The following is a 26,713-nucleotide window of genomic DNA, read 5'->3' on the forward strand; positions in this document are numbered from 1 at the left end:
TGCCCGGAAAGCTCGTTTTGATAGACCGGGTTAAAAATCAGCTTTCACGCCCAGCGCCAACGTCAGCAGTTGGCCGAAGCCCAGGCCGCCGTTGCGGTTGTTGAGGTAGCTGGCCAGGTACAAATCATTGCTGCCCAGCTCATAATACACCGACACTTTGCGTGGCTGCCCGGTGGCCGCCACGGGCGGGGCCAGAAATGTGACCCGGCTGCCCAGCAACGGGCCGTAGCGGGTATCGGTCGAAAACCAGTAGTAGTCGCTGGCATACTGGCCCTTCAGCTCGTCATTAATCGTGCCGTGGGTGTAGCTGAAATACGCGCCCACCGTAAGCGGCACCACCTGGAACTTCTCGCCCACCGGCAGATGAAACGGCGAGTACATGAACTTCAGCGAAGCCAGGCTGAGCGTAGAGCCGGCATAATGCTTGGGCACGTAGCCGATGAGAATATCGGTTTCGAGATGGGTTTTCGAGAATTCGTAGCCGGCTCCGGCGGCCACCATGCCCAGGCCGCCGCCGGTTTGCAGGGCCAAGTGAGTGGGGCGGTACCAGGGCCGCTCGGCGCGGCGGGCGGCGGGCACAGGTTTGGCCGGAGCCGTGCCGGCGGTATCGGGCGGGGTGCTGGCGGTGGCGCACAGGCCAGTCAGCAACAGGGCGGGAAGGAACAGCTTTTTCATTAGAAGGCGACCCGTTTGATGCGAAACTGCTTGTCGCCCCACACGGTGACGACCATGTAGTGGCGCTCCGAAAAAGCGTCGGAATTGACGTAAGTCACACCGTCGTTGTAGGGCTGTGTGATGCTAGAGGAATGGTTGTGGCCGTTCATCTCGAATACGAGGTTTGAGGCTTCGCGCAGGGCCTGCACGTAGGGCTGGCGCAGGGCGGGGTCGAAGTCGTCGTTGGTAGGCGGTACGTGCGAAATCACCACCTGCCGCCGGGCTCCGTCGTGGTTGCTAAGCTGGGGTCGCAGCCAACCCAAATCGGGGGCCGTACCGTCGAAATTATACTCGCGGCCGTTGGTATCCAGCATGATAAACTTGGTGTTACCGTACACGAACGAGTAGTTGAAAGCCCCAAAAATGTGCTGGTACGTGGGGCGGCCGTTGCCCACCAAATCGTGGTTGCCGATGACTGTGACGTAGGGCACCGTGAGGCGGCGCAGCTTCTCGTCCACCCACTGCATCTCGCGGGCCAGGCCGAAGTCGGAAATGTCGCCGGCCACCACCAGGAACTGGATGCCAGGCTGCTGGTTCACGCTGGCCACCAGCGCTTCGGCCTCGTCGTAGAACTGCTGCGAGTCGCCGGTGAAGACGAAGCGCAGGGTGTCGCCGGCGGGCAGCGGGCGGGCGGCCAGCTTGGCCAGGTTTTTCTCGGTGAGGTTGGTGAATTCTTCGGGGACGCGGTGGTCGTTGGGGCTGAACTCAATCAGGTTACACCCCGCTAAGCCCAGTAGCGCGAGGCCGGGCAGCACGCGCCCCCAGCGGCGCAAATTAGTAAAGGGAAACATACACATAGAACCGGCTAAAGCCTGGCCAATAAAAACAGAATCCAAACAGAATTGCTCCTTAAACCCCTTCCATAGGGTTAGGGTTGGGGGTTAATCCGCTTTTAATGCTTTAGTGCTGGCGCTTCCAAGCCAGTGGACGGCCCTTATTGCAGCTGCAATTGCACCACGGGCAGCACCCGCTCGGCCCACTGCCGCATCTGGGCCTGGGAGTAGTGCAGGCCGTCGCGGGTGAACTGGCTACGGTCGGGCGCGGCGGCGCGGGTCAGGGCCGTGATGTCGACGTAGGCCACGCCGGCCTGGCGGCACTCGTCCTGCGCCACGGCGTTGAACTGGTCTATTTCCCGGCCAATTGCGGCCACATCGCCGCCCTGCTGCTGCCCAAACGGCGACTGCCCCCAATCGGGAATCGAGAGCACCACCACCCGCCCGGCCCGCCCGCCCGCAAAGCCGATGGCCTGGTGCAGCAGCGCCCGAAACTCGGGGCGGTACCGGGCCACACCCTGGCCGCGGTACTGGTTGTTCACCCCAATCAGCAGCGACACCAACCCGTAAGTGGAGGCTGGATGGGCGTCGGCGATGGCAGCCTGCAGCTCGGCGGTGGTCCAGCCGGTGCGGGCAATGATGGTGGGCTCCTGTAGGGCCAGGCCCTGCTGCCGGGCCAGGGCGGCCAGCTGCACGGGCCAGCGGGCCGCCTCCGCCTCGCCCTCGCCGATGGTGTACGAATCGCCCAGCGCCAGAAATGATACACCGGAAGCCGCCACGCCGGGAGCCGGCGGAGGCGACACAGCGCAGCTGCTGCAGCAAAATATGAGAAAAGAAACCAGCAGCGGGCGCAGCGACAGCATAAGCAATTGGGAGGTGACCGGCCCACTTACGCCGCGCCGCCGCCCGCAGATTGCCGGCCCGTGCTGGCGCCTGGCCTCCTACCCCATCACGGCCACCATGCGCAGGGCGGCCAGGACCAGATTTTCATCGCCGGCCACCTGAGCCCGCTCCCGGGCCTCGGCCGCGCCCAGGCCCTTGGTGAACAGCTGCCAGGCATCGGCCGGGGCCAGCGTGAGGGTGGCGGCCGGCGCGGCGGCTCCGGGCGGCTGCAAGTGCCAGCCCTCGGCGGCGCGGTTCAGTTCCCATACGCCGCCCGCATTCCCGCTGATAACTACCCGAACCACGGTGCCCACCGGCGCGGCCACCGCCCGGTAGGCGTGGGGCAACCCGCGCATCATTGTTTCGATGAACGGCCGGAACAGCGCCGGCTCCATCAGCGGCGCGGACTGGCCCAAGGCCTCGCGGATTTGCTGCTGGTGGTGCCACTTCTCGGTGTAGTCGCGGGCAATGTGGAACCAGTTCAGCGACTCACTTTCGCCGGCCCAGCCCACCGGCCACGGCGCGGGCCCCCACGGGTCGAGCGTGTTCAGGTACGCCGTGTATTCGGCCCCCGACTGCGCCAGCCAGTCAATCAATACCGCCGGGCTGAGGCGGCGGGCAGCCCGCACCCAGTCGGCATTCAGCCGGTTGAGGTAGGCCACCATACCGGTATAGGAAAAATCATTCGGCGCTTCGCCAAAGTAGCCGTCGCGCAGCATGGAGAGCGTGCGCAAGTTGCCATCGAGCAGGTGGGCGGCAATGTCTTTCACCGTCCACTGGCGGGCCAGGGTGGGGCGCTGCCAGTCGGCGGGCGTGAGGCTTTGCAGCAGTTCCAGCAGCAGGTGGTCCAGCTCGGGGAAGAGCGGCAGGGTTTCGATGGGCAATGCTTGGGACATAATCGAGCAGCTCGGCAGGAGGCTATTTTATTTCAAAAACAACGTCGTATATCGCCTTGACATTGATTTTACGCAGGTTCGGCTTCTCGTCTTCCACCGCCGAGCCTTGGCTGCTAACGCTGCCCAGCTCCATCAGTTTGTACCGCCCTTGCAGCCACTCGGGGCGCGGGCTGCCCGGTACCACTTCCACTATTGCCAGTACTGCACCGAGCTGTTGGCCGGCTGCTTTGGCCGCTATGGCCGCTTTTTGGCGGGCGTTGGTTACGGCCTGCGTCATCAAATCAGCCCGCACAGCCTCCAGACGAGCATTTTGCAGATGCACCAGGCGCACGTTATCGGCTCCGGCCTGCACCAGCTGCGGCAGCAGTGTATTGAGCAATTGCGGGCGCTCCAGCGTGAGACGATAGGTTTTTATCAGGGCCACTGTGGCATTGTTTACCTTGGAAAACCCGCCATAGCCACTGGCATTCAGGTCCTCCAGCACCAGCTTCTCGGGCGCGATGCCGGCCTGCTTCAGCACCAATTGCAGCGCCTGCTCCTGTTCCTGATTGCGGCCGCTCTCCTTCACATTGTCCGAAAAGCGGTAGGTAAGCAGCAAATCCAGCTTTTCGGGGTCCAACTCCTGCTCGGCGGTGCCGCGCACCAGGATGGTATGCGGGGGCACGGGCGGGGCAACCTGCGCAACAACCGGCTGCGCCAGCGGCAGCAGCAACAACAAAAACAGATGACGCATGCGGAAAAGAGGAAAAGTGGTTGGACGGCTAAATGTAAAAACGCCGGGCCGCCCGCAAAGGCAGCCCGGCGTTTCCAACGCTCTTTTGGCAAAAACCAGTATGGTTACCCAATGGCCTGGGCCAAATCGGCAATCAAGTCCTCGGCATCCTCAATGCCCACGCTCAGGCGGATGAGCGAGTCGCTGAGGCCCGATTTGCGGCGCTGCTCGGCCGGGATGCTGGCGTGTGTCATAGTGGCAGGGTGGCCGCTGAGGCTTTCCACGCCGCCCAGGCTTTCGGCCAGGGTGAAATACTGGAACTTCTCCAGCACGGCAATGGCGTCTTCCTGCTTATCGCCTTTCAGAATAAAGGAAAGCATGCCGCCGAAATCGCGCATCTGCTTGGCAGCCACGGCATGGTTGGGGTGGTTTTCGAAACCGGGCCAGTACACTTTTTCCACTTTGGGGTGCTGGCGCAGGTACTCGGCCACGGCGCGGCCATTTTCGCAGTGCCGCTGCATGCGAATGTGCAGGGTTTTGAGGCCGCGCAGCACCAAGAAGCAGTCCTGGGGGCCGGGCGTGCCGCCGCAGGCGTTCTGGTAGAAGCTCAGGCGCTCGTGCAGCTCGTCGTCGTTCACCACCAGCGCCCCCATCACGGTATCGGAGTGGCCAGCCATGTACTTGGTCAGCGAATACATCACGATATCCGCGCCCAAATCCATCGGGGTTTGCAGGTAGGGCGTGCTGAAGGTGTTGTCCACGGCCAGCAGTGCGCCGGCTTCTTTAGCCACGGCGGAGGCAGCGGCAATGTCGATGATGTTGAGCAGCGGGTTGGTGGGCGTCTCGACCCAGATGAGCTTGGTTTTTTCGCTCACCACGGCCTTCACCGCTTCCATGTCGTGCATGGGCACGAAATGGAATTTGATGCCGAACGGCTCATACACTTTGGTGAAGAGGCGGTAGCTGCCGCCGTAGAGGTCGTTGGTCGAAATCACCTCGTCGCCGGGCTTGAGCAGCTTCATCACGCAGTCGATGGCGGCCATGCCCGAGGCGAAGGCGATGCCGTGCTTGCCGTTATCGAGCGCGGCCACGGCGGCTTGCAACTGCGAACGGGTGGGATTGTGGGTGCGCGAGTACTCGAAGCCCATGTTTTTGCCGGGCGACGTTTGCACGTAGGTCGAGGTCTGGTAGATGGGCGTCATGATGGCCCCGGTGGCGGGGTCCGGATGCACGCCGGCGTGAATGGCTTTGGTGGCGAATTTCATGGGTGGGCTGTGAGAGTTGAAGGGCCGCGCGGGCCGGCAGCAAAGGTCGGCGAATAATCGGAAACGGCCGGGGCGCCCGCCGCGCATTCCGTGCCTATCTTGCTTGCTGATTTTTTCAACCCTTTTCACATTCACGTATTTGCAATCCTTCTGCATGAAGCATTTTCTACTGGCCCTGGCTACCCTCGTGCTGCCCCTGGCAGCCCAGGCCACCCCAAAACCCCTGCCCACGGCCGCCGACTCGGCCGCCCGCCGCACCTTTCTCCTCGACTCGCTCAACCACTCCCTGCACTACCAGCAGGGCCACGTCACGCTGCCCGGCGGCATCAGTGAGATTGAGGTGCCCAACGGGTTCCGCTACCTCGACTCGGCCCAGAGCCGCACGGTGCTCACCCGCTATTGGCATAACCCCGACGGCACGTCGCTGGGCATGCTCTTTCCCAGCAAGATGAACCCGCTGGATGAGAACAGCTGGGCCTACGTCATCGAATACGACCCCTCGGGCCACGTGAAGGACGACGATGCCGACGACATCAACTACGATGACCTGCTGAAGGAGATGCGCGAAGACATGGTGGACGCCAACAAGGAGCGCACCGCCGCCGGCTATGAGCCCGTGGCGCTGGTGGGCTGGGCGTCCTCGCCTTACTACGACAAGGCCACCCACACCCTGCACTGGGCCAAAACCCTGAAATTCGGCGACAGCCCCGATAACACCCTGAACTACAATGTGCGCGTGCTGGGCCGCAAGGGCGTCCTTATTCTAAATGCCGTGGGCTCCGAGCAGCAGCTGGGCGACATCAAGGCCAGCATTCCGGGCCTGCTCAATGCCGTGAGCTTCGCCAAAGGCCAGCAGTACACCGACTTTAATTCAGGCCTCGACGAAGTAGCCGCCTACGGCATTGGCGGGCTCATTGCGGGCAAGGTGCTGGCCAAAGTGGGCCTGTTTGCCGTGCTGCTGAAGTTCTGGAAGCTGGGTTTGCTGGCGCTGAGCGGGGCTTGGGCGGGCATCAAACGCTTCTTCACCGGCAAAGGCAAGAAGGCGGAGCTGGCCCCGGCCGGCGGCCCCGCCCCCGACGACGAACCCACCGAAGAAACCCCCGAGGCGTAATTTTTTCGCCGCTCCCCGGCTTTCCGCCGTACTTGCAGGCCGAAGTCCCGCTGCCAATTGGCGGGGTTTCGGCCTTCTTTATGTTTCGACTGCTGCGCGAGCTTTTCCAGAAAAACTTCTCCACGCTGCTCACCATGTTTTTACTGGTGGCGGTGCCGCTGCTGGGCTCGGCCTCGCTGCTGACGCTGCTCTATGAAAAGCAGGATTTGCTGCAGCACCTCAGCGCCGGGCAGGCGGTGCTCTATTTCGTGGTCATTGCTTTTACGATGGCGTTTGCCCTCACCCCGACTACGTTCGTGGCCATCGTGACGGGCTACTACTTTGGCTGGGCCGGGCTGCCGGGCATGGTGCTGGCCTACGCGCTGGCCGCCGCCATCGGCTACGAGCTGGCCAAACGCATCGACCACGGCAAGCTGCGGCACTTCCTCCACCTCTTCCCCAAAGCCGAGGCCGTACTGGGCGAGCTGCAGAACCAGAGCTGGCAGCTCATCCTGCTCACGCGCCTCTCGCCGGTGCTGCCCTTCGCGCTCATGACGTTTGTGCTGGCCATTGTGGGTGTGCCGCGCAAGCGGTTTTTGGCGGCTTCGGTCCTGGGCATGCTGCCGCGCAGCCTGTTCTTCTACTGGCTGGGCACCGTGGTGGCAGGCCACATGGATGAAATGGTTGCGTTGTTGCGTCATCCTGAGCAAGGCAAACTCAGCCAATTCGTGTTGATAGGCTTGGTAGCAGCGTCGCTCTACGGCTTATACGTCGTGTTCAACCGCGCTTTAAAACGCGCATTGAGCAAAGGCACCGCTGAAAATTCCTGAAAAATCTCCGGCTGATTATTAGCCACTTGCTGCTGCCCATGCATTTTTCTTCCGGTAAAAAGTGCGCCTGGCTTGCACCGCCGCTTTTTCTCCTCTTACCTTTGTGCTCCCAACACGGGAAAAGGGTTGTGTAGCTCAATTGGATAGAGCATCTGACTACGAATCAGAAGGTTTAAGGTTCGACTCCTTACACGACCACAAAAAAGGCCCTCAGCACACGCTGAGGGCCTTTTTTTATTGCTGATGGTGGCGGCAGCAGGCCGCTTGGCTCGGCTCATGCCAGCAGAACTCTACAGCTCCATTACAACGACAGTTCGGAGCTAACCATCTCACGGCCATGAACTACATCATGCCGCGCCATGATACAAGTCATTTTAGGGAAAAGTGTTAACGCGGAATTTTGGTCTGCCGGGCTGATGGCACTCAGTTGCTACGCGTGGTAATTCGGCGAAGTATTTTGGTCGTTAGATATCGATTGACAACCTGTTAGCCCAATTACCACCCATCTGCCTGCCTGCTGGTTCTCGTTTCCCGCTTCAGCCATGGCCGCCCCCGATACCCTGCTTAGTACCCCGCCGCGGACAGTTACGGAACGCTGGATGCAGCAGCTGCAGGACGAGCTTTGCCGCCAGTTGGCCCTGCTGGATGGCAGCGGCGTAGAATTTGAGCGCGACGACTGGGAGCACGCCACCGGGCACGGCAGCACCCGGGTGCTGCAGCAGGGCGATGTGCTTGAGAAAGGCGGGGTGGCCTTCTCGGTATTTTGGGGTGCGCTGGCGGCAGAAACTGCGCGTCAGTTGCACCTGCCCGGCCCCACCTGCTTCCTGGCCCGGCTGCACGCGGTGCAGTTTCCGCGCAACCCGTGGGTGCCCATCCTGCATTTGAGCGTGCAGTATGTGGAGGCGGAAAACGGGGAAGGCTGGTTTGGCGGCAGCCTGGATTTGACGCCGGTGTACGTGGACCGGGCGCAGGCGCAGTGGTTTCATGCCCAGCTGGCGGCCCTGTGCCGGGCCCATAATGCCGACTATTACGCTCGTTTCAAGCCGGCGGCCGACACCTACTTCTACCTGCCCCACCGCCAGACCACGCTGGGCATTGGCGGCCTGTATTTCGACCGCCTCGTGCTGGGTAAAGACGGCTCGTTTGCCCAGCTCTTTGCCTTTGTCCGGCAGCTGGGCCTCACCTACACCCGGCTGTATAACGTGCTGGTGCACCAGAATGCCGACCGGCCCTACAACACACTCAACAAACGCTGGCAAGTGGTGCGCTGGGGGCATTACGCCGAGTTCAGCCTCCTGCTCGACCGCGATACCCGCCTGGGGCTGGCTACTGGTGTTCCGCTCAAAAACACCCTGTTGGGGCTGCCGCCCCAGGCCGAATGGCCCAGCCAGCTGCGCCGGGAGGCCAACCCGGCCGAAGCACAGAGCCAGCAGTGGCTGCGCCCGAGCGTGGACTGGCTGGCCCCGAATCCGGAGCCGCCGGAAGGCGCGATGGCTGCTTCTTAACCCGCTTATTTCCTCCTGCCATGCGCGCGCAAATCTGGTTGCCCTGGGTGCTGGCCGCCCTGCCCTGGGCCGGCTGCGAAACTCACCGGGCTGGCGAAGAAACCGACGCGCCCAGCCGGGCGGTGCCCGTGGCCACCCCGCTGCCCCCCGACACCAGTGGCCGGGCTCGCCGCCCCCTCCCGCCGGCCCTACCCCTCGACACGGAAGTAGCCGACGCCTGGACGCGCCTGCAAACCGCCTTACAGCGGCACGATGCCGCGCAACTTAACCCGCTCATCGACCCCGCACTAGGCTTGTGGGTGGTGGCGGATGGCGACACGGGCGTGGTTATCACGCGGGTGGCGGCGGGGGCGGCGCTGCGCAAGGCCATTGCCCGCGAGCCGCTGTTGCGCCTGGAGCACCGGCTTTCGGCATGCGCCGCGCTATTGGCGGTGGCCCAGTTTCCGGAAATTGACTGCGGCGAGTACGGCCACGGGCGCTCCGGCTTTGCGCGGGATGGCTGCTTTGCCGGGCCTGCTGCCGACTTTCAGGCCCTAGATATGTGGTCCCGCGCCCGGCTGGTGGGCGGCACCGCAGCCCAGGGCCGGGCGGCGCAGGCGCGGGTGGGGCGCACGGTGCTTCACACGCGCAGTGGCTGGCGGTTCCATTTTGCCCAGGCGCCGGGCGCGGGCGGGCGCTGGTACCTGGTGTTCGTCGACCTGCGCGCGCCCTGTATCAGCTGAAGCGGAGCGGTTGGCGCGCCCGGGGTTCCATGACCATAATCAGGGGCCTGCACTGATTGGCATCATGCCCAGCAGCAGAGGCCAGCAGGAACTTTGGTCTACCTGCAATAGGCGATGCCACGGCTGGTGGCGCAGGTGAAATAAATGATAACGTCGCCGGCCCCAACGGCTGCTAATCCGGAACGGACGGGCAGTCTGCGGTGGCTGCCCACCGCCGGCAATGGCCGCAGCGCCGATGCGCCAGGCTGCCGCCGCGCTGGCCCCGGGCTTTTGGTAACTACCACTGGCTTTTCACTGCAATTAACGCCCTTGTTATATGAAACCGGCTTTTGTTGTCCTCACCGATTTATCGGCCGCCGCCGCCGATGCGCAAGCCTACGCGGCCCGGCTGGTCGCCCGCCTGCACGGCCGCTTGGTGCTGCTGCACGTGTACCAGAGCCTGGACCCGTTGCGCGACCCCGAAGAACTGGTATTGACCACCGCCGCTGAGCTGGCCGGCCGCCAGAAAGTGCAGGCCGACTTGCAGCAGCAGGTGCGCCAACTCCCCGTGCCCGCCGAGGCCGAGCTGTCGTTTGACCCGCTGGCCGCGGCCCTGGCCAATGCGGTGCGCCGCCACCATCCGCTGCTGCTGGCCATGGGCCGCGCCGCGCACCCCGGCCGGCTCGAACGCCTGCTGCCCCACGAAGTGGAGCCCATACTACAGGCCGCGCACTACCCCTTGCTGCTGGTGCCCGAGGGCTGGGCCGAAACTGAGCTGCCGCAGCGCGTGCTGGTAGCCGCCGATGGGCGCGCCTTTACGCTGTCCGCCCCGGCCCTGGCCCTGAAGGAGCTCCTGAGTGCCTTGCAGCCCACCACTGCCGTGGGGCACGTGGCCCACGAAACGCACGGCCCTTCGCACGGCGACGTGGCCCTGAAATCGGTGCAGAGCACGCAGCTATTCGGGCATCTCACCAACAACAGCCTATACGAAGTGCGCGAGGAAACCCCGACTGACGGCATTCTGCACGCAGCAGCGGAGCTTAATAGTCAGCTGATTGTAATGCTGGCCCGGCCTCACACCTTCTTCGGCGGGGTTTTCCACCGCAGCGTAACGGCGCAGGTGCTGCACCGCAGCCCCGTGCCTGTGCTGGTGCTGCCCACCGTGGCCTGATGCCGCGCCACCCTAACGTTCTGCCCCATGCTTACGCCCGTAACGCCCCACCATCATCAGCCGCAACCCACGGAAGCGCATGCAGTAAAAGCGCCAGCCCTTACGCTGATTGTGCTGACCAGTTTTTTTCCGGAAAGCCGCCGGGCGCTGCGGTTTGCTGCGGAGCTGGCCGGCCCGCTGGCGGCCCCGCTGGTGCTGCTACACATCGATGCGATGGCCGCGCAGTACCCCAACGAGCCCGTGGACACCACGCCCGCCGACCGCCGCGAGCTGCGCCACGACCTGCAGCAGCTTGCCGATGAGCTGCCCCGGCCGGCCACCATCGAGCTGGCCAGTGGCATGCTGAGCCGCGTGCTGGCCGACGTGGCCCAGCGCCACGCCCCGGCCCTGTTTGTGCTGGGCCGCCCCGCCGATGAGCAAGCCGATTTCGAGTTGAGCGAGGCCATCGTGGCCGAGTTGCGCGCCGCCCACCTGCCCCTGCTGCTGGTGCCCGAAGTGTACGCCGGCCCCGACCTGCCCCAGCACCTGGCCGTAGCCGCCGACGACGAGCCCTTTGCCCTGCACGCCGGGGCCCGGGCCGCCCAGCTCCTGCTGCGCCAGCTGATGCCCGGTCAGGTAACGGTGGTGGCCGCCTCGCCCTTGCAGGACGATAACGTGTGCGCCGCCGCCCTGCATCACGTGCGTAGCAGCGGCCTGCTGCCCACGCCCGGGCCGGAGCCCACCGTAGAGGGCTTTTACGCTACCCAAACCGAACAGGGCCTACTGCACGCCATTGCCACCACGCAGGCCGACTGGCTGGTGCTGCTGGCTCACCCGCGCCGCTACCTCGACCAGCTGCTGCACCACAGCATCACGAAACGCATGCTGCACTGGAGCCCGGTGCCGGTGCTGGTGGTGCCCTCCCAAACGTCCCGCAGCCGTGCACCCAAACGGCCCTCGCAGTTGGATAATGGCTTCCTCATTTAGCAGTCAATATCAACTATCCAGCTGCTATTAAACACCTTAAAGCATGGAATCAATCACCACTTCCGCCCCCACAATGGCGATAGCCGAAACCTCGGCCGCCCCCCACGCGCCAGCGCTCACGGCCTCGGTGGCCGAGCGGTTGGCGCAGCTCCTGAGCTCGTCGGTTAATGCCCAAACCATTTACGGCACGCCCGTGGAGCGCGACGGCGTGACGGTGATTCCCGTGGCGCAGGCGGCGTATGGCTTCGGCGGAGGCAGCGGCACCGGCCCCAACGCGCAGGGCGGCACCGGGGGCGGCGGGGGCGTGCGCCTCAAGCCCGTGGGCTTCATCGAGCTGAGCAAAGGCCGCAGCCGCTTCCGGCCCATCCGGCGCTCGGTGGTGCCGCTGGTGGCCGTGAGTGGGCTGATGGCGTTGCTACTGCTGCGCGCCGTGCCCAAGCTGCTGCCGGCCCGGTAGCCGCCAGGGGGTACGATTCGGCCTCGGCTCCTGCCGGGGCCGCGCCTTGAAAACGACCGCCGCCAGGGATGAAGCAACGGCCAAGATTGAAATCAGGCCCGGCCCTGATTCTCATCATACTGCGCGCCCAATGGTTTTCCTACTTTTAAGAAGCCGCCTGTAGGCCGTTGCGTAATGGCCGATTTCCACTCATTTCTAACGCCCATTTTCCAATGAAAACCGCCGCGCATCGAGAGCCGCAAAAGATGACCGGACATACCCAGCTCCACCTGACCGGACTGGGTGCTAAATATGCCCGCAAGCTGGAAAAACCGCTGGCCAACGCGTTGCGGAAGCTCAGTCGGAAGCTCACCAAGGCACTGGATAAGAACCGTAGGGCTACCCACAAGTCGACCCGTGCGGCGGCCAGATTCCTAGTAAAGCAGCTGTATAAAGCCTTTGAGCGGCGCAGCGCAGGCCCGGCCCTGCGGCCGGCCTGATACGGGCTACGTCTTCGGCAAGCCGGCTCAGGCAACGCAGCTGCGGCCGGTGGTGGAAACGACCCGAAGCAGATGGGCCTTTCCCGCGCCGCGCCCAATGCTGTGATATAAATCAAGCGGTAAGCTGATTGTATTCAATGATATGCCCACCGTAGCAGCGGAAATTTGCGAGGAGGTTGCCGCGCACGGCCGCATCGGTCCCACACGGCCACTTATCCCCTCAAATTCCCGTAAGCTCATGGAAACCGTTGAACACCCAACCCAGACCGGCACCCAGGAAAATGTAGCGGATGCCGACATCACGGCGGCCATGGAAACGCTGTTTCTCAGCAGCCGGGGCGTAACGGCGCACCTCATCGACGTGACCACCCTGCATGGCGTGGTGGAGCTCACCGGCTTCACCGACAGCCTCTTATCGAAGCAGCGAGCCCGAGACATTGCCCTGGCCGTGCGGGGCGTGCGCAGCGTGGTCGACGAGCTGGAAATCCGCACGCCGGAGCTGCCCGACCCCGAGTTGCGCCGCGACGTGGAGCGCGCCCTGGCCCACGACCCCGCCACCAGCGACTTCAAGGTGAGCTGCGCCGTGGCCAACGGCACCGTGACCGTGAGCGGCGTGGTGCAAACCTGGCAGGAGAAGCAACTGGTGCTGCGCGTGTTGCGCGGTGTGCGGGGCGTGCGCCGCCTCGATACCGACAACCTGAAAGTACGCGGCGGCGAAATCATGAATTCCGACGCGGAAATCTCCACCGAAATCCGCGAGGTGCTGGACTGGGATATTCGGGTAAACAGCGCCCTGGTGGAGGTGCACACCACCGATAAGCAGGTGGAGCTGTCGGGCACGGTGGGCTCGGCGGCCGAGAAGGAGCGCATCATCGACGTGGCATACCAGGCCGGGGCGGCCCGCGTGGACGCCCATGACTTGTTTGTGGCCTACTGGGCCGTGGTGGGCGATTTGCGGCGCGAAAAGTTTGCCCACCGCTCCGACGAGGAGATTGCCAAAGCCGTGCGCGACACCTTCCGCTACGACCCGCGGGTGCTGTCCTACGAGCCCGCCGTGACGGTGCACGACGGCTACGTCACCCTCACCGGCACGGTGAGCAACCTGCGCGCCAAGCTCGATGCCGAGCAGGACGCCCGCCACGTGGTAGGCGTGTGGGACGTGCAGAACCGCCTGAAAGTGCGCCCGCCCCACCCCCTGCCCGATGCCGTAATCCGGCAAAACGTGAAGGACGCGCTGGCCCGCGACCCCTACGTGGGCGATTTCGACTTCATGGTGCTGGTGTATAACGGCAAAGTGTACCTGGACGGGCGCGTGGGCAACCACTTCGAGCAGGAGCACGCCGCCGACGTGGCCGCCGGCATCACCGGCGTGGCCGAAGTAGCCAACCGACTGGAAGTAACCGGTACTACCTGCGCCACCGGGCTGCGGCCCTACGGCCGGCCCGTCGCCGGCCTGCACCCCACCCCCCTCGCCGACCCCGACCACGCCCTGGCCGAGCGCATTCGGCGGCGGCATTACTGGTCGGCCGGCCTCTACCACCAGGACGTGCACGTGAAAGTGGAAAACGGCGTGGCCATCCTCTCGGGCACGGTCGACACCTGGTTCGACCGCGAGCAGGCCGGTTTTGAGGCTTATGAGGCGGGGGCCCGCTTCGTGAATAATGAACTGCAGGTGCGCACACCCGTGCACGCTTAATTCCGGGTTTTCACCGTTGCTTTTCCCCGCTTGCTATGTCGCCCTGCCTGGTTGTCCTCACCGATTTCTTCGCCGTTTCCAACCGGGCGCTTTCCTACGCGGCGGGACTGGCCGTGCCTTTGAAAGCACATTTGCTACTGCTGCACGCCCAGCACGACCGCCTGCTGGCCCCCGACGAATTTGGGGCCTACCACACCTGGGCCGGCGAGGAAAGAACGTTTCATGAGCTGAAAAAGCTGGCCGCCGCCCAGTCCGTGCCTACCGAAGTGGCGTTCTCCGATTATTCCATTGCCGACATCGTGCACGAAGTAATCGGGGAGCGGGAATTGCTGGCCGTGGTGCTGGGCCAGCCCGGGTTCGAAGGGGCCCCGCGCGGGCTGGTGGCCCGCACGGCGATGGGGCTGCTGCGCCACGCGGCCTGCCCGCTGCTGGTAGTGCCGGCCATGGGCTGGGACAAGTTTCCGCCCCGCCGCCTGCTGCTGGCCGCCGATGGCGACCCGTTCAACCTCGGCCCGCAGCACCACACCATCTACCGCCTGCTGCGCGCCCTGCACGCCACCCTGGAAGTGGTGCACATCACCGACGACGAGCACGCCCGCCCCACCGCCAGCGCCCTGCTCGCTACCATCACCCAAAACGACCTCGTGGAAGACCCCGCGGAAACACCCCTGCACCTGCACGAGCGCTACCACGCCCGCGTAGCCAGCGGCGTACTGGCCGAAGCCGCCCAATTGGAGGCCGATATGCTGGTGGTAGTGGCCCGGCACCACAGCGTCATGGGCAGCCTGTTTCATCGCAGCGTCACGGCCCAGCTCATTCAGGAAAGCCCGATTCCGGTGCTGGTGCTGCCGGCGGAGGACTGAAGGGCAATGTAGCTGAGCAGTTGGACGCGTGGTAAAGAAACGGTTATGCTGAGCGGAGCCGAAGCATCTCTACCACTTCGCTGCAGAAGCATTGATTACTAATGCGGTAGAGATGCTTCGACTCCGCTCAGCATGACGCGTTATCAACTCCCCTTTTACTCACTCACCTTTTTCTGTTGATTTCCTCTCATGGCACCCTCCATTCTGGTACTCGCCAATGTGTCGGCCTCCGCCGAGCGGGCTGCCCGCTACGCCGCCAGGCTCGGCGCGCCCCTGCACGCCAATATCATCTTGCTCAATCTACTCGCTCTCAACACTTACCCGGTGATGCTGACGCCGGAGCTGGCCGAAATAGAAACCCGCGAAGCCGCCCTGGAGCGCAATGAGCGGCTGGAGGGCCTGTGGTCGATTGCGCGGCAGCTGCCCGGCCTGGCCGTGGTGGAAGAAGCGTCGGGGCCCATGTTTGATGCCGTGACCACGGCCGTGCGGCAGCACCAGTCCCTGCTGCTGGTGATGGGCCTGAGCCCCGAGCACGGCCTGCTCGACCACCTGCTGCACAACCAGATACTGCCCGTGCTGCGCGCCACGCACCTGCCCCTGCTGCTGGTGCCCGAGGCCGCGCCGCCGCCCGCTTTGCCCCGCCGCGTGCTGCTGGCCCTCGACTCCGACCCCTTCACGCCCAATGCGGCGGCCCGGCACCTGGCCCCGCTGCTGGCCGCCTGCCCGGCCACCTTCACCATCGCGCACCTGGCCGATGAGGACGAGTTGCCCGAATACTCCAACCAGCTGGTGCGGGCCGAAATGCGAGCCAGCATGCTCCTGCCCGAAAATGCGCCGGTTGAGCTGTACCAGATAACGAATCAGTCGGCCGCCGACGGCATTCTGCAAGCCAGCTTCGACACCCAGGCCGATTTGGTGGTACTTATTGCCCGGCCACGCAGCTTCCTGGGGCGGTTGTTTCACCGCAGCGTCACGGCCCAGGTCATCAGCCGCAGCCACAAGCCGCTGCTGCTGCTCCCCGCCGAGGAAGCGGACTAGGCCCGGCCACCTATCCAGTTACTTTAGTCCCGCATTATCCACCCCTATTTCTATATTTATCATGAAAGCGAAACGCAAATCCGCCAAGCCCGCCGCCAACGAGCCAGCCACCCACGCCCACGCCGGCACCCCCCACTACGCCGCTTTCGGCGATGAAACCGCTAAGCCAACGCCCGCCGACCCGGCCCGCGAGGCGGCCGCCGAACTCATCGCCAAAGGCGGCCCCGAAACCAAGCTCCACGCCGCCTACGCCGCCGAAGACCCCCGCTACGCCGGCGGCGACGTGTTCGACCTCAACAACGAGCAAACGGGTTTATAAGCCAGCATTTCAGCCCGAACAACCCCGGCGCACGCCCGTAAAACCGGAGCGTCCTTTCCCCTGTGTACTAGCCGGCACGCCGCGTGCAGTTAGCCGTGAATGAAGACTCGTTGCTGAACCAGACCGGCTTGTTGACCCGCTTTGCCGGGCGGTTTTTTCGCGAGCTGTTCCGGCCGCGTTTCGAGTGGGCCGAGATGGTGCGGCAGTGCTTCGCGGTGGGGTACCAGTCGCTGCTGCTGGTGGGCGTCACGGGGTTTATTATGGGCCTGGTCATCACCATGCGGCTGCGGCCCACCATGGTGCAGTTCGGGGCCGAGTCGTGGATTCCGACCATGGTGGGCATCACCATCATCCGCGAGATGGGGCCCATCATCACGGGCCTGATGGTGGCCGGCAAGGTCAGCTCCAACATCGGAGCCGAGCTGGGCTCAATGCGCGTGACCGAGCAGATTGACGCCATGGAAGTATCGGGCACCAATCCGTTTAAGTATTTGGTGGTGACGCGGGTGGTGGCCACCACGCTCATGGTGCCGGTGCTCTCCATCCTGGCCGATGCCATCAGCCTGGGCGGCGCTTACCTGGGCGTGCGGCTGCACGGCGACACCTCCGTGTCGCTTTTTGCCAACGATGTTATCAACAAGCTCACCCTGGCCGCGGTGGCAGAGTCCTTGGTGAAATGCGTCTGCTTCGGCTTCGCCATTGGCTTGGTGGGCTGCTACAAAGGCTACTACGCCACGGAGGGCACCGAAGGCGTGGGCCGGGCGGCCAATTCCGCCGTGGTCGTGGCTTCACTCGTCGTCTTCGTGCTCGATTTGCTGACGGTGCAAATGAGCACCATCCTGGGCATTGACAAGTGATTGGCGGACTGGCGGGTCCGTGGATTAGCGGATTGATTTCCACGGCACTTTCATCGCTCGTTCAGGCACGGAACCACCGCGGCTCCGGGCGCTACGCCACGGCGGGCAGCACCAGCACGGGCACGGGGCTGTGGCGCAGCAAATCGGCCGTTACATCGTGGTGAAAGATGTTGCCGGGGAAGAGATGAGGGCGGGGCATCACCACAAGCAGGTCGGCATCCACCTCATTCACGGCCTGCAGCAAGCCTGCCACCGGGCCCATTTCGCGCTCTTCGTACACGCTATTGCCGTCCAGCGGGCCGAAAAGGCCGGTTTCGCGCACGGTTTGCAGGGCTTCGGCGGCGCGGGAGGGGCCGTGGGCATGGGCCGCAATGTGTACTACCGTGGTGGTGGGGCGCAGCCGGGCCAGCAGCGGGGCCAGGTCCTGGGTGGCGGCCGTCAGGGCCAGGGGCGCGCCATCGGCAGCCACTACCAGGTGGTGCGGGAGCTCCGGCCGGGGCCATTCTTCGGGCACCAGCAACACCGGAATGTGGGTGGCTCCCAGGGTCGCGGCCTTGTGCGACTGCGTGAGCAAATGTGCAAACCAGGCGTGGGCGTGGGCCCGGCCCAGCACCAGCAGCTGCGGGTAGCGGTGGGCCAGCAGGTGGTGCAGGGCATCGCTCATGGGTGGTTCCATCAGCTCAACCTCGGCGGGCACGGGCAGCCGCTGGGCCTCGCGGGTTAGCTCGGCCAGCACGGCCTCCCGACTGACCCGATGCCGGGTGTGCGTCCCAGACTGGCCGAAAGCCGGCCCGGAGGGAAAATCCGCGGAACTCATCGCGTGGTCTTCGAAAACGTGCAGCAGTAGCAGCTGCCCGTCTACCAGCGTGGCCAGGCGGGTGGTGTAGGCGAGGGCGGCCTCCGCCGCCGCCGAAAAATCGGTCATCACAACAAACGTCGGTTGCATAGTGGCAGGGGAAATGGCCCGCGCCGGGCGGTGTTGAAAACCAGCTTGCACGTGGGCAAAAGCGTCGATTCCGGGGCGCTACCGGGGCTGCGCCCACGCTGAATGGCTTGGCAGCAAGGATGTAAAGCTGCACCGGTTTCGGACGGAAAACCATGATTTACATCAGGTGCCGGGCCATTCCTTCGAATGGACTCAAGGAGCTAAGCATCTGCCCGTTAGTCATGCCGACTATCATTTGAAGAGCATGACGAAGCCCTGCTTTTTGGCTGACGCTCGTCATCGCCTTCCGCTCAGGCAGCGGCTATAATGCGTCAGACAACCGGCATTTGACGGTGGCCGCCCGGCTGCCCAAACCGGCCCCCAATAGAACCTCATCTACAATCCTTCCCCCGATGCCGCCATGATGCCCGCCACCAGCTACACCGTTCAGCTCACGCTGCCCGACATCATTCTGCCGGGCCAGCTCGAAATTCCCAGCCAGGCCACGGGGCTGGTCATATTTTCGCACGGCAGCGGCAGCAGCCGGCTGAGCCCGCGCAACCGCTACGTGGCCCGCCACCTGCGCGATGCCGGCCTGGCCACTCTGCTCTTCGACCTGCTCACCCCGGCCGAAGACGAAGCTACCGCCACCCGCTTCGACATTCCCCTGCTCACGCACCGCCTGCTGAATGCCACGCACTGGGCCCGCGAACAGCCGGTGCTGGCCAAGCTGCCGCTGGGCTTGTTTGGGGCCAGCACCGGGGCCGCCTCGGCGCTGGGCGCGGCCGCCGAGCTGGGCCCGCGGGTGCGCGCCGTGGTGGCCCGCGGCGGCCGGCCCGATTTGGTGCTGCCCCTGCTGCCCAGCGTATCGGCCCCCACGCTGCTGCTCGTGGGCGGCAACGATACCGAAGTCATCGCCCTCAACAAAAAAGCCCAGCTGGCCCTGGGGCCGCCCAGCGAGCTGTGCCTCATCCCGGGCGCGGGGCATTTGTTTGAAGAGCCCGGCACGCTGGAGGCCGTGGCCGCCGCCGCCACGGCCTGGTACCAGCGCTATTTGGGCTGATTTTTTTTGGACTGTGCTGTTTGCTGCCTTTTGCCATGGAAACCCCGTTTGCCAACCGCCAGGATGCCGCCCGGCTGCTTGCCCGGCAGCTGCTGCACCTGCGCGGGCAGCACGGCGTGGTGCTGGCCGTGCCCCGGGGCGCGCTGCCCATGGGCACCATCATCGCGCAGGCGTTGGGCTGGCCCCTCGATGTGGTATTGACCAAAAAGCTGGGCCACCCCAATAATCCCGAATTTGCCATCGGGGCGGTGAGCGAGCACGGCTACGTGCTCAGCCCCGATGCGCAGCTGACCGGCGCTTACCTCACCCGGCAGGTGGCCGCTATCCAGGCTGCGCTGAAGGCCCGGCGGCAGGCCTACCAGGGCTACCGCCCGCCCCTGCTGCTGGCGGGCCGCCCGGTGGTGCTGGTAGACGACGGCGTGGCCACCGGCCAAACCCTGCTCGCCACCATTGCACTGGTGCGGGAGCAGCAGCCGGCCCGCATTATTGTGGCCGTGCCGGTGGCGCCCCCGGAGGCGCTGCGGCGCTTGCAGCAGGCCGCCGACGAGGTGGTATGCCTGCTGACCCCGTCGGATTTCAGGGCCGTCGGGCACTACTACCGGGATTTTCGGGAAGTGACCGATGCGGAGGCGCTGGCGGCATTGCACGCGGCCCAGCGCCCGGCCGCCTGAGCCGGACCACCGCCCGCCCAGCGCCACATGATTATAATCAAGCCCGGCCGTGATTAGCGTCAATTTCCTTGTTTGGGCAGCATTCTACCTTTGCGCTGAGCACTCACTCCTACTGCGGGCGGGAAGCACCGGGCTTTCTGCTCGCAGTTTTGAGAGAGGTGGATACGATGGTGTTGGCTGCTGATTGCTCAGTGAATTGGCAGTTGTTGATGGGTAGATATCCTGGCCTGCGTCACCGCTGCGCTGCGGCGGACGGCCCCAATCCTTTTCATGCCGTGCTAACCTCCTGGCTTACCGATTGCCACACCCAGACCCAGAGCCGGTGCTTCGTGCGCCAGTTCGCCCGGCGGGTGGCGAGCGACCCGCTCCTCGGCCCCACCTTTCCCGGCCAGCACCACACGCCGGCCGACTGCGAATACGTGTGGTGGGAGCAGGCCCTGACCGGCAGCCTCTACACCGGCCGGCCGCTGCACCGGGAGGCCACGCCGCCCTTCACGCCCGCCCAAATCGGGCGCTGGTGCACCCTGCTCGAAGAGAGCCTGTACGAAGCCTTCGGCGGGCCGGTGGCCACCGAGCTGAAGGGCCACGTGCTCAATCTGGCCACTATGCTGGCCCACTGGCAGTTCAGCCAGTGCGACGACACTGGAGAAAGCCGCCCCTCAGAAGCACTGTCGGCTGCCTGACAGTGGTTTATATGATTCGTGATTAAATGAAAATGGGGGCGGACCAACAAAGAATTTGTGGGCAATGGCGGTGCGGGTTAACTCTCTCGCGCCGCTGATTCGGTTTCGTGTGGTTTGCATGGCCGTTGCCCCCGCTCAGCCATGCCAACTGCCACCACCCTACAACCCAGGCCCACTGCCCCGCCCGAGCAGCCCGATGCGGCACCACCGCTGTGGCCCTCTGATGTGCCGCGGCCCGTACTCGGCGCTCCCCCGCTCGACGATGCCCCGCTCGCGCTCGACGATTCCCTGACCGAGGCCGCCGGAATGGCCCGCAACGACGACGCGCTGGGGCCCTACGCCGGCTCATTCTAACCTTTTTCCGTGTCCGCCATGCTGCCCGCTGCCCTGCTTGTGCTCCCCGATATCTTCCCTGGCGGTGGCCAGGCCCTGCCGTATGCCGCCAGCCTGGCCGAGGCGCTACAGGCCGGCTTGTTGCTGCTGCACGTGCGGCAGGACGAGTTGCTGACGCCCGAAGAACACCCCGGCCTGCACACGCCACGGCGCGAGCGGCAGTCCCTGGCGGCCCTGCAAACCCTGGCCAGCAAGCAGCGCGTGCCCACCGAAACCGTCAGCATCGAGGAGTTTTTGCCCGAGGCGGTGGGCAAAATTGTGCAGCAGCACCAGCCCCTGGCCCTGGTGCTGAGCTGCCCCAACGCGGGGGCGGTACCGCCCGAAATAGTGACCGGCACGGCGCTGGATTTGCTGCGCCACATCAGCTGCCCGCTGCTGGTGCTGCCGTCCGGCGGTGCGCCCGCGTTTGTGCCGCGCCGCCTGGCGCTGGCCGTCGATGGCCACGATTTTACCCTGCCCAACTACCCGCACATTGTGCCGCAGCTGCTAACCCTGCCGGGGGCCACCCTCGCCATTGTGTACGCAACGGACCAGCAAGACCCGGGCGCGCAGGCCGGGCATCGGGCGCTGCACTCGGTGCGCCGCAGCGGCCTGGCCGCCGTGCCGGAAGGCACCTGGGCCCACATCACCTACCACCCGGACACGGCCCTGGGCATTTTGCAGGGAGCCGCCGAACGGCAGGCCGACCTGCTGGTGGTGGTGGCCCGGCACCACAGCCTGTGGGGCAGCCTGTTCCACCGCAGCATCACCGGCCAGCTGATTGAGGCCCGGGCCATTCCGCTGCTGCTGTTGCCGGCGCTGGACTGACTAGGGCATGCACTGGCGCTGCACCCGGCTCGGCCGGTGTTTTTTCAGGTGGCTATGGTGGCGGTTCCAGGCGGAGCCCGCGCCGGGAATTAAGCTGAGCTTTATTGCATTGTTAATATATTTATGATTATTGCAAAAACGTAAGGCCCCAGCCTGCGTTTGCATATGCCGGCCACGCTATACCGCAATCCGCTGACGGACATCCTCTTTGAGCAAAGCAAGGAGTTTGTGGGGCTGTACCATGTCGAACGGGGCTGGTTCACGCACGTCAACTCGGCGGGCTACCGCCTGCTGGGCTACCCCTCGGCCCAGGCCCTCTACGACGAGCCCACCCGCACGCTGCGCGCCCAGCCCCTGCCCCCGACCGAATGGGCCGCGCTCCGGGAGCGGGTGCTGCGCGAGGGCTCGCACGAGTTTGAAGCCGAAATGCGCCGGCAGTCGGGCGAGCTGTTTTGGGCCCGGGTCGAGCTTACCAGCCTCGTGGTTGAGCAGCAGACGTATTTTCTCGTGCGCCTCACCGACACCACACCCCTGCACGTGGCCGAGCATCGGCTGGCCGAAAGCATGGGCCGCTTCGAGGCCGTGGTGAGCCACGCCACCATCGGAATTGTGATGTGCAACCGGGCCGGCGACATTGTGCTGGCCAACGACAAGGCCCACCAGCTGTTTGGCTACCAGAACGATGAGCTGACTCATCAACGCATCGAGGTGCTGGTGCCCGAAGCCATGGCCCACTACCGCGAACAGCTGCGCGAGTCCTTCGATGCCCGCCCCGAAATGCGGGCCACGGGCCAGAGCAGTAACCTGCTGGCCCGCCGCCAGGACGGTTCCAAATTCCCCGTGGAAGTCAGCCTGAGCTATTTCCGGCTCGAAGAGGAGCTGTTTGTGGTGGCTTATGTCATCGACATCACCTTCAAGAAAGAGGCCGAGCGTGAGCTGCGGGCCCAGCACCAACGCATAGCCCGCCTCAATGCCGAGCTGGAGCAAAAAGTAGCCGAACGCACCCACACCTTGGCCGATACCCTGCGCCAGCTGGAGCAGCGCACCCACGAGCTCGCCCAGGCCCTGGCCCAGGAGCAGGAGCTGGGCGAGCTCAAGACGCGCTTTGTGGCCATGGCCTCGCACGAGTTTCGCACCCCGCTCACGGCCGTGCTCACCTCGGTGGCGCTGCTCGAAAAATATGCCGGCCCCGAGCAGCAGGACAAGCGCCAGCGGCATTACGACCGCATCCGGACCTCGGTGATGCACCTGACCGACATACTGGAGGAATTTCTGTCGGTGGGCAAGATGGAGGAAGGCCGCCTGGAGGCCCACCCCACCCGGCTGGAGCTGGCCCCGCTGGTGCACGAAACCGTGGCCGAAGTGGACGGCCTGCGCAAGCCCGGCCAGCGCATTGTGTTGCAGCTGCCGCCCCTGCCGCCGCTGTGGCAGGATGCGTCGCTGCTGCGCAAAGTGCTGGTCAATCTGCTTTCCAACGCCCTCAAGTATTCGCACGAAAACACCACCGTTACGGTGCAGGCAACTGCTCAGGAGCACTCGTTCCGCCTTGTGGTGCAGGACCAGGGCATGGGCATCGCCCGCGACGACCAGACGCGGTTGTTCCAGCGGTTTTACCGGGCCCGCAACGCGGCCAACACGCCCGGCACCGGCCTGGGCCTCTACATCGTGGCCAAGTACCTGGAGCTGATGGGCGGCACCATTTCCTTACAGAGCGAGCTGCACGTGGGCACCACCGTCACCATCACCCTGCCCTATGAAAACCATCCTGCTGATTGAGGACAACGACATCCTGCGCGAGAATACGGCCGAGATTCTGGAGCTGGCCGGCTACGCCGTGCTCACGGCCGAAAACGGCAAGGTGGGCGTGGAAAAAGCCCTGGCCACCAAGCCCGATTTGGTGGTGTGCGACATCATGATGCCGGTGCTGGACGGCTACGGCGTGCTGCACATCTTCAACCAGAACCCGCAGCTGGCCGGCGTGCCCTTCATTTTCCTCACCGCCAAAACCGAACGCGGCGACCAGCGCCGCGGCATGGAGCTCGGCGCCGACGACTACCTCACCAAGCCTTTTGAGGAAACCGAGCTGCTGAGCGCCATTAGCAGCCGTCTCCACCGCTTCGGCAAGCTGCAGGCCGACTACGACCTGCGCGCTTCCGAGGGCCTGGGCCGCTTCCTGGACGATGCCAGCGCCATCGGCGACCTGCACAGCCTCACCCTCGACCGCCGCCCGCACGCGCTGCGCAAAAAGCAGGTGCTCTATGCCGAAGACGAGGAGGCCAGCCGGCTCTATTTTGTGGAGAGCGGACGGGTGAAAACCGTGCGCCGCACCGCCGGCGGCAAGGAATTAATCACGGGCGTGTATGGCCCCGGCGAATTTTTTGGCTACCTGCCCCTGCTCCAGCACCGGCCGCACAGCGACTCGGCCGTGGTGCTCGATGATGCCCAGGTGCTCTACATTCCGCAGAAGGATTTTGAGCTGCTGCTCCATTCGCACCCCGATGTGGGGAAGCAGTTTATCCGGCTGCTGGCCGGCCAAGTGGAGGAGCGGGAACAGCAGTTGCTGGGTATGGCCTACGACTCGCTGCGCCGCCGCGTGGCCCGCACACTGCTGCGCCTGCAGGAGCAGGCCGGCGATGGCACGGCCGCCATCCGGTTCTCGCGCGATGACTTGGCCGCCGTGGTGGGCACCACCCCGGAATCGTTGATTCGGACCCTGAGCGAGTTTAAGCAGGACGGGCTGATTGAGCTCACGCCCAAAAGCATTCACGTGCTTCAGCCCGAAAAACTGCACTCGCCCAACTGGTAGCAGCCGGTGGGAGCACCTCAGCCAGCAAACCTGACAGGAATCAGTCGACAAGGTGATACCTGTCAGGGCGGTATTGGCGCACAGGCAGGAGCTTTGCCCCACCAGCTGGGGCAGTCTGGCCGGGTTTGCAGGCTCCGGCGCCCGGGTTGCCGGGCGGGCTTATCGCAGTTTCCATTACCGATTAAGTGCATTGCGCAGCCATGAAACAGCAGGCTATTTCGTCATCGGCTTTTGCGCCGCGCCCGGGGGTTGAGAATTGGATGCGGCAGTTTCAGGACTGGCTGTGTCATCGGTTGGAGATGGCAGATGGCGGCAGCCGGTTTGTGCACGAAGAATGGACGCACCCCGGCGGGGGCGGGGGCATCACGGCGGCCCTCCAGCACGGGGCCGTACTGGAGAAGGCGGGCGTATCGTTTTCGGCCGTGTGGGACCAGCTGAGCGAGCCGATGGCCCGCCAACTACGCGTGAAAGACAGGCACTACTATACTGCCGACGTGAACGTGGGCCTGCATCCGCACAGCCCCATGGTGCCCATCTCGCACCTCAACGTACGCTACTTCGAAGCCCGCACGGGCGAGGCCTGGTTTGCCGGCAGCCTGGACCTGACCCCGATTTACGTGGATGTGGTGCAGGCCCGCTGGTTTCACGAGCAGATTCGGGCCATGTGCCAGCGCCACGATACCGGCTACTATCCACGCTTCAAGGCCGGGGCCGATGCGCATTTCTACCTGCCCCACCGGGGCGAAACGCGGGGCGTGGGCGGCCTGTTCTTCGAGCAGCTTGTGGTGGAGCGCGATGGCCTGTTTGAGGAGCTGCTGGCCTTTGTGCAGGACGTGGGCGAGGTATTCGGCCGCACCTACGGCACCCTCATGCGCCAGAATGCCCACCTGCCCTACTCCGCCCCCGAGAAGCACTGGCAGCAGCAGCGCCGCGCCCGCTGCGCCGAGTTCAACCTGACCGTGGACTGCCCCGGCCGCTCCGAGCTGGCCGCCCACGGCCCGCAGCAGTTCGCCCTCGGCCTGCCCCCACGGGCCGAGTGGCACCACAGCCCCGCCCCCGCCCCGGGCTCGGCCGAAGCCCGGACCCAGCAATGGCTGCGCCCCGGCGTGGACTGGCTAACGCCCACCGGCGCGGCCTGAGCCCGCCAGCCGTTGGCTCCGCCTTCATCCTACTCCATATCAACCCCTAAGCTCATGTCCCTGGTAGCCACTCTCACCCTGAACCCGGCCCTGGACACGAGCACCTCCGTGGCGGGCATCGTGTCCGACCAGAAACTGCACTGCGCCACCCCCAAAACCGAAGCGGGCGGCGGCGGCATCAACGTGTCGCGCGGCCTGCACCGGCTGGGCACGCCGTCGGTGGCCGTGTACCCGGCCGGCGGGCACACCGGCGCGCTGCTCGAAGCGCTGCTCACGGCCGAAGGCATTGCCTCCTGCGTGATTCCGACCCAAAGCGCGGTGCGCGAAAACTTTGTGGTGGTGGATACCGCCTCCCACCAGCAGTTCCGGTTTGACATGCCCGGCGCGCCCCTCACCGATGCTGAGCAACTACAGATATTAGAGGCGCTGCACCGGCTATCACCCCTGCCCGACTTTGTGGTGCTGAGCGGCAGCCTGCCGCCCGGCATGCCGCCCGAATTTCTGGCCCGGGTGGCCCGGCAGGCGCGCGAGGCGGGCAGCAAGGTGGTGGCCGATACCACCGGGCCGGCCATGCTGGCCGTTATCGAGGCCGGGGCCTACCTCATCAAGCCCAACCTGGGCGAGCTGAGCCAGTTGGCCGGGGTGCCCGAGCTGGACAATGCCGGCGTGGTAGCCACCGCCCGGCAACTAATCGGTGCGGGCCACTGCGAAATCGTGATAGTGTCGATGGGCCAGCAAGGAGCCTGCCTCGTGACCTGCGACTTCGAAGACCACATTGCAGCCCCGGTTGTGAAGCGGCGCAGCACTGTGGGCGCCGGCGATAGCATGGTGGCCGGCATCGTGCACGCGCTGGTGCACGGGCAGTCACTGCGCGAGGCCGTGCGCCTGGGCGTAGCCTGCGGCACGGCCGCCACCATGAACCCCGGCACCGAGCTGTTCCACCCCGCCGACGTGGAAAGGCTTTATCATTGCCTGCTGCAAGCCATGCCCGCGCCACACGCCGCCGCCTGAG

Annotated in this window: 29 protein-coding genes and 1 tRNA gene; 23 read left to right on the plus strand and 7 right to left on the minus strand. The window is 64.9% G+C overall.

The features are described 5' to 3' along the window. Positions 1-30 precede the first annotated feature (30 nt). From ACYVM5_RS02725 to ACYVM5_RS02750, 6 genes are all read right to left on the minus strand, one after another. A complete protein-coding gene (locus ACYVM5_RS02725; protein WP_460616642.1) occupies positions 31-675 on the minus strand; it encodes a hypothetical protein in 645 nt (214 codons plus the stop codon). After that, entirely contained in the window at positions 675-1,505 is an 831-nt protein-coding gene (locus ACYVM5_RS02730; RefSeq protein ID WP_460616643.1) for a metallophosphoesterase family protein, read from the minus strand. Before ACYVM5_RS02730 ends, ACYVM5_RS02725 begins: the two co-directional genes overlap by 1 nt. 143 nt (positions 1,506-1,648) lie before the next feature. Then, entirely contained in the window at positions 1,649-2,290 is a 642-nt protein-coding gene (locus ACYVM5_RS02735; protein WP_460616644.1) for an SGNH/GDSL hydrolase family protein, read from the minus strand. A 138-nt stretch (positions 2,291-2,428) separates the two neighbouring features. Further along, a complete protein-coding gene (locus ACYVM5_RS02740; protein ID WP_460616645.1) occupies positions 2,429-3,265 on the minus strand; it encodes a maleylpyruvate isomerase N-terminal domain-containing protein in 837 nt (278 codons plus the stop codon). Positions 3,266-3,287: 22 nt separating this feature from the next. Beyond that, the gene (locus ACYVM5_RS02745) at positions 3,288-3,998 is read right to left on the minus strand and encodes an SIMPL domain-containing protein (RefSeq protein WP_460616646.1); all 711 of its coding nucleotides are present in this window, start codon (positions 3,996-3,998) and stop codon (positions 3,288-3,290) included. A gap of 104 nt (positions 3,999-4,102) precedes the next feature. Continuing rightward, entirely contained in the window at positions 4,103-5,242 is a 1,140-nt protein-coding gene (locus tag ACYVM5_RS02750) for a trans-sulfuration enzyme family protein (RefSeq protein ID WP_460616647.1), read from the minus strand. Between the two features lie 154 nt (positions 5,243-5,396). On the opposite strand from ACYVM5_RS02750, the gene ACYVM5_RS02755 reads away from it, so the two are divergent. The 14 genes from ACYVM5_RS02755 to ACYVM5_RS02820 all read left to right on the plus strand — a co-directional run bounded on the left by ACYVM5_RS02755 (position 5,397) and on the right by ACYVM5_RS02820 (position 17,214). Next, complete coding sequence (locus ACYVM5_RS02755; protein WP_460616648.1) at positions 5,397-6,353, plus strand: DUF2167 domain-containing protein; 957 nt, start codon at positions 5,397-5,399, stop codon at positions 6,351-6,353. Positions 6,354-6,433: 80 nt separating this feature from the next. Then, positions 6,434-7,162, plus strand: a complete 729-nt coding sequence (locus ACYVM5_RS02760; RefSeq protein WP_460616649.1) for a TVP38/TMEM64 family protein — start codon at positions 6,434-6,436, stop codon at positions 7,160-7,162. Positions 7,163-7,286: 124 nt separating this feature from the next. Then, positions 7,287-7,360 (plus strand) — tRNA-Arg (locus ACYVM5_RS02765). A 344-nt stretch (positions 7,361-7,704) separates the two neighbouring features. Next, complete coding sequence (locus ACYVM5_RS02770) at positions 7,705-8,667, plus strand: coproporphyrinogen III oxidase (RefSeq protein ID WP_460616650.1); 963 nt, start codon at positions 7,705-7,707, stop codon at positions 8,665-8,667. A gap of 20 nt (positions 8,668-8,687) precedes the next feature. Then, entirely contained in the window at positions 8,688-9,389 is a 702-nt protein-coding gene (locus tag ACYVM5_RS02775; RefSeq protein WP_460616651.1) for a hypothetical protein, read from the plus strand. A 316-nt stretch (positions 9,390-9,705) separates the two neighbouring features. Then, positions 9,706-10,539 (plus strand): universal stress protein, encoded by an 834-nt coding sequence (locus ACYVM5_RS02780; protein WP_460616652.1) that lies wholly within the window; start codon positions 9,706-9,708, stop codon positions 10,537-10,539. A gap of 27 nt (positions 10,540-10,566) precedes the next feature. Further along, entirely contained in the window at positions 10,567-11,505 is a 939-nt protein-coding gene (locus ACYVM5_RS02785; RefSeq protein WP_460616653.1) for a universal stress protein, read from the plus strand. A 43-nt stretch (positions 11,506-11,548) separates the two neighbouring features. Beyond that, on the plus strand, positions 11,549-11,962 hold the full coding sequence (locus ACYVM5_RS02790; protein ID WP_460616654.1) for a spore germination protein GerW family protein: 414 nt from the start codon (positions 11,549-11,551) through the stop codon (positions 11,960-11,962). Positions 11,963-12,174: 212 nt separating this feature from the next. Continuing rightward, the gene (locus ACYVM5_RS02795) at positions 12,175-12,441 is read left to right on the plus strand and encodes a hypothetical protein (RefSeq protein ID WP_460616655.1); all 267 of its coding nucleotides are present in this window, start codon (positions 12,175-12,177) and stop codon (positions 12,439-12,441) included. A gap of 238 nt (positions 12,442-12,679) precedes the next feature. Further along, positions 12,680-14,137 (plus strand): BON domain-containing protein, encoded by a 1,458-nt coding sequence (locus ACYVM5_RS02800; RefSeq protein ID WP_460616656.1) that lies wholly within the window; start codon positions 12,680-12,682, stop codon positions 14,135-14,137. Positions 14,138-14,172: 35 nt separating this feature from the next. After that, the gene (locus ACYVM5_RS02805) at positions 14,173-15,000 is read left to right on the plus strand and encodes a universal stress protein (RefSeq protein WP_460616657.1); all 828 of its coding nucleotides are present in this window, start codon (positions 14,173-14,175) and stop codon (positions 14,998-15,000) included. A 189-nt stretch (positions 15,001-15,189) separates the two neighbouring features. Further along, complete coding sequence (locus tag ACYVM5_RS02810) at positions 15,190-16,038, plus strand: universal stress protein (protein WP_460616658.1); 849 nt, start codon at positions 15,190-15,192, stop codon at positions 16,036-16,038. A gap of 61 nt (positions 16,039-16,099) precedes the next feature. Next, complete coding sequence (locus ACYVM5_RS02815) at positions 16,100-16,357, plus strand: hypothetical protein (RefSeq protein WP_460616659.1); 258 nt, start codon at positions 16,100-16,102, stop codon at positions 16,355-16,357. Between the two features lie 95 nt (positions 16,358-16,452). After that, the gene (locus ACYVM5_RS02820; RefSeq protein ID WP_460616660.1) at positions 16,453-17,214 is read left to right on the plus strand and encodes an MlaE family ABC transporter permease; all 762 of its coding nucleotides are present in this window, start codon (positions 16,453-16,455) and stop codon (positions 17,212-17,214) included. Between the two features lie 91 nt (positions 17,215-17,305). Here ACYVM5_RS02820 and ACYVM5_RS02825 read toward each other — a convergent pair whose 3' ends face one another. Continuing rightward, entirely contained in the window at positions 17,306-18,160 is an 855-nt protein-coding gene (locus ACYVM5_RS02825) for a universal stress protein (RefSeq protein ID WP_460616661.1), read from the minus strand. Between the two features lie 400 nt (positions 18,161-18,560). Here ACYVM5_RS02825 and ACYVM5_RS02830 point away from each other — a divergent pair, with 400 nt between their 5' ends. The 9 genes from ACYVM5_RS02830 (at position 18,561) to ACYVM5_RS02870 (ending at position 26,712) form a co-directional block, all read left to right on the plus strand. After that, positions 18,561-19,202: a dienelactone hydrolase family protein gene (locus ACYVM5_RS02830; RefSeq protein ID WP_460616662.1), complete on the plus strand. Its 642-nt coding sequence runs from the start codon at positions 18,561-18,563 to the stop codon at positions 19,200-19,202. A gap of 35 nt (positions 19,203-19,237) precedes the next feature. Further along, positions 19,238-19,873 (plus strand): phosphoribosyltransferase, encoded by a 636-nt coding sequence (locus ACYVM5_RS02835; RefSeq protein WP_460616663.1) that lies wholly within the window; start codon positions 19,238-19,240, stop codon positions 19,871-19,873. Positions 19,874-20,148: 275 nt separating this feature from the next. After that, positions 20,149-20,556 carry a truncated hemoglobin gene (locus ACYVM5_RS02840; RefSeq protein ID WP_460616664.1) on the plus strand — a complete coding sequence of 136 codons (408 nt, stop codon included), beginning with the start codon at positions 20,149-20,151 and terminating at the stop codon, positions 20,554-20,556. Between the two features lie 141 nt (positions 20,557-20,697). Next, complete coding sequence (locus tag ACYVM5_RS02845; RefSeq protein ID WP_460616665.1) at positions 20,698-20,910, plus strand: hypothetical protein; 213 nt, start codon at positions 20,698-20,700, stop codon at positions 20,908-20,910. An 18-nt stretch (positions 20,911-20,928) separates the two neighbouring features. Next, positions 20,929-21,756, plus strand: a complete 828-nt coding sequence (locus ACYVM5_RS02850) for a universal stress protein (protein WP_460616666.1) — start codon at positions 20,929-20,931, stop codon at positions 21,754-21,756. A 165-nt stretch (positions 21,757-21,921) separates the two neighbouring features. After that, positions 21,922-23,532 carry a sensor histidine kinase gene (locus ACYVM5_RS02855; protein WP_460616667.1) on the plus strand — a complete coding sequence of 537 codons (1,611 nt, stop codon included), beginning with the start codon at positions 21,922-21,924 and terminating at the stop codon, positions 23,530-23,532. Continuing rightward, entirely contained in the window at positions 23,510-24,562 is a 1,053-nt protein-coding gene (locus ACYVM5_RS02860; RefSeq protein WP_460616668.1) for a response regulator, read from the plus strand. The genes ACYVM5_RS02855 and ACYVM5_RS02860 overlap by 23 nt, the downstream gene beginning before the upstream one ends. Positions 24,563-24,762: 200 nt before the next feature. Next, positions 24,763-25,701, plus strand: a complete 939-nt coding sequence (locus tag ACYVM5_RS02865; protein ID WP_460616669.1) for a coproporphyrinogen III oxidase — start codon at positions 24,763-24,765, stop codon at positions 25,699-25,701. 54 nt (positions 25,702-25,755) lie between these two features. Further along, entirely contained in the window at positions 25,756-26,712 is a 957-nt protein-coding gene (locus tag ACYVM5_RS02870) for a 1-phosphofructokinase family hexose kinase (protein WP_460616670.1), read from the plus strand. Position 26,713: the final 1 nt, after the last annotated feature.

It is taken from the genome of Hymenobacter ruber (assembly GCF_054783255.1).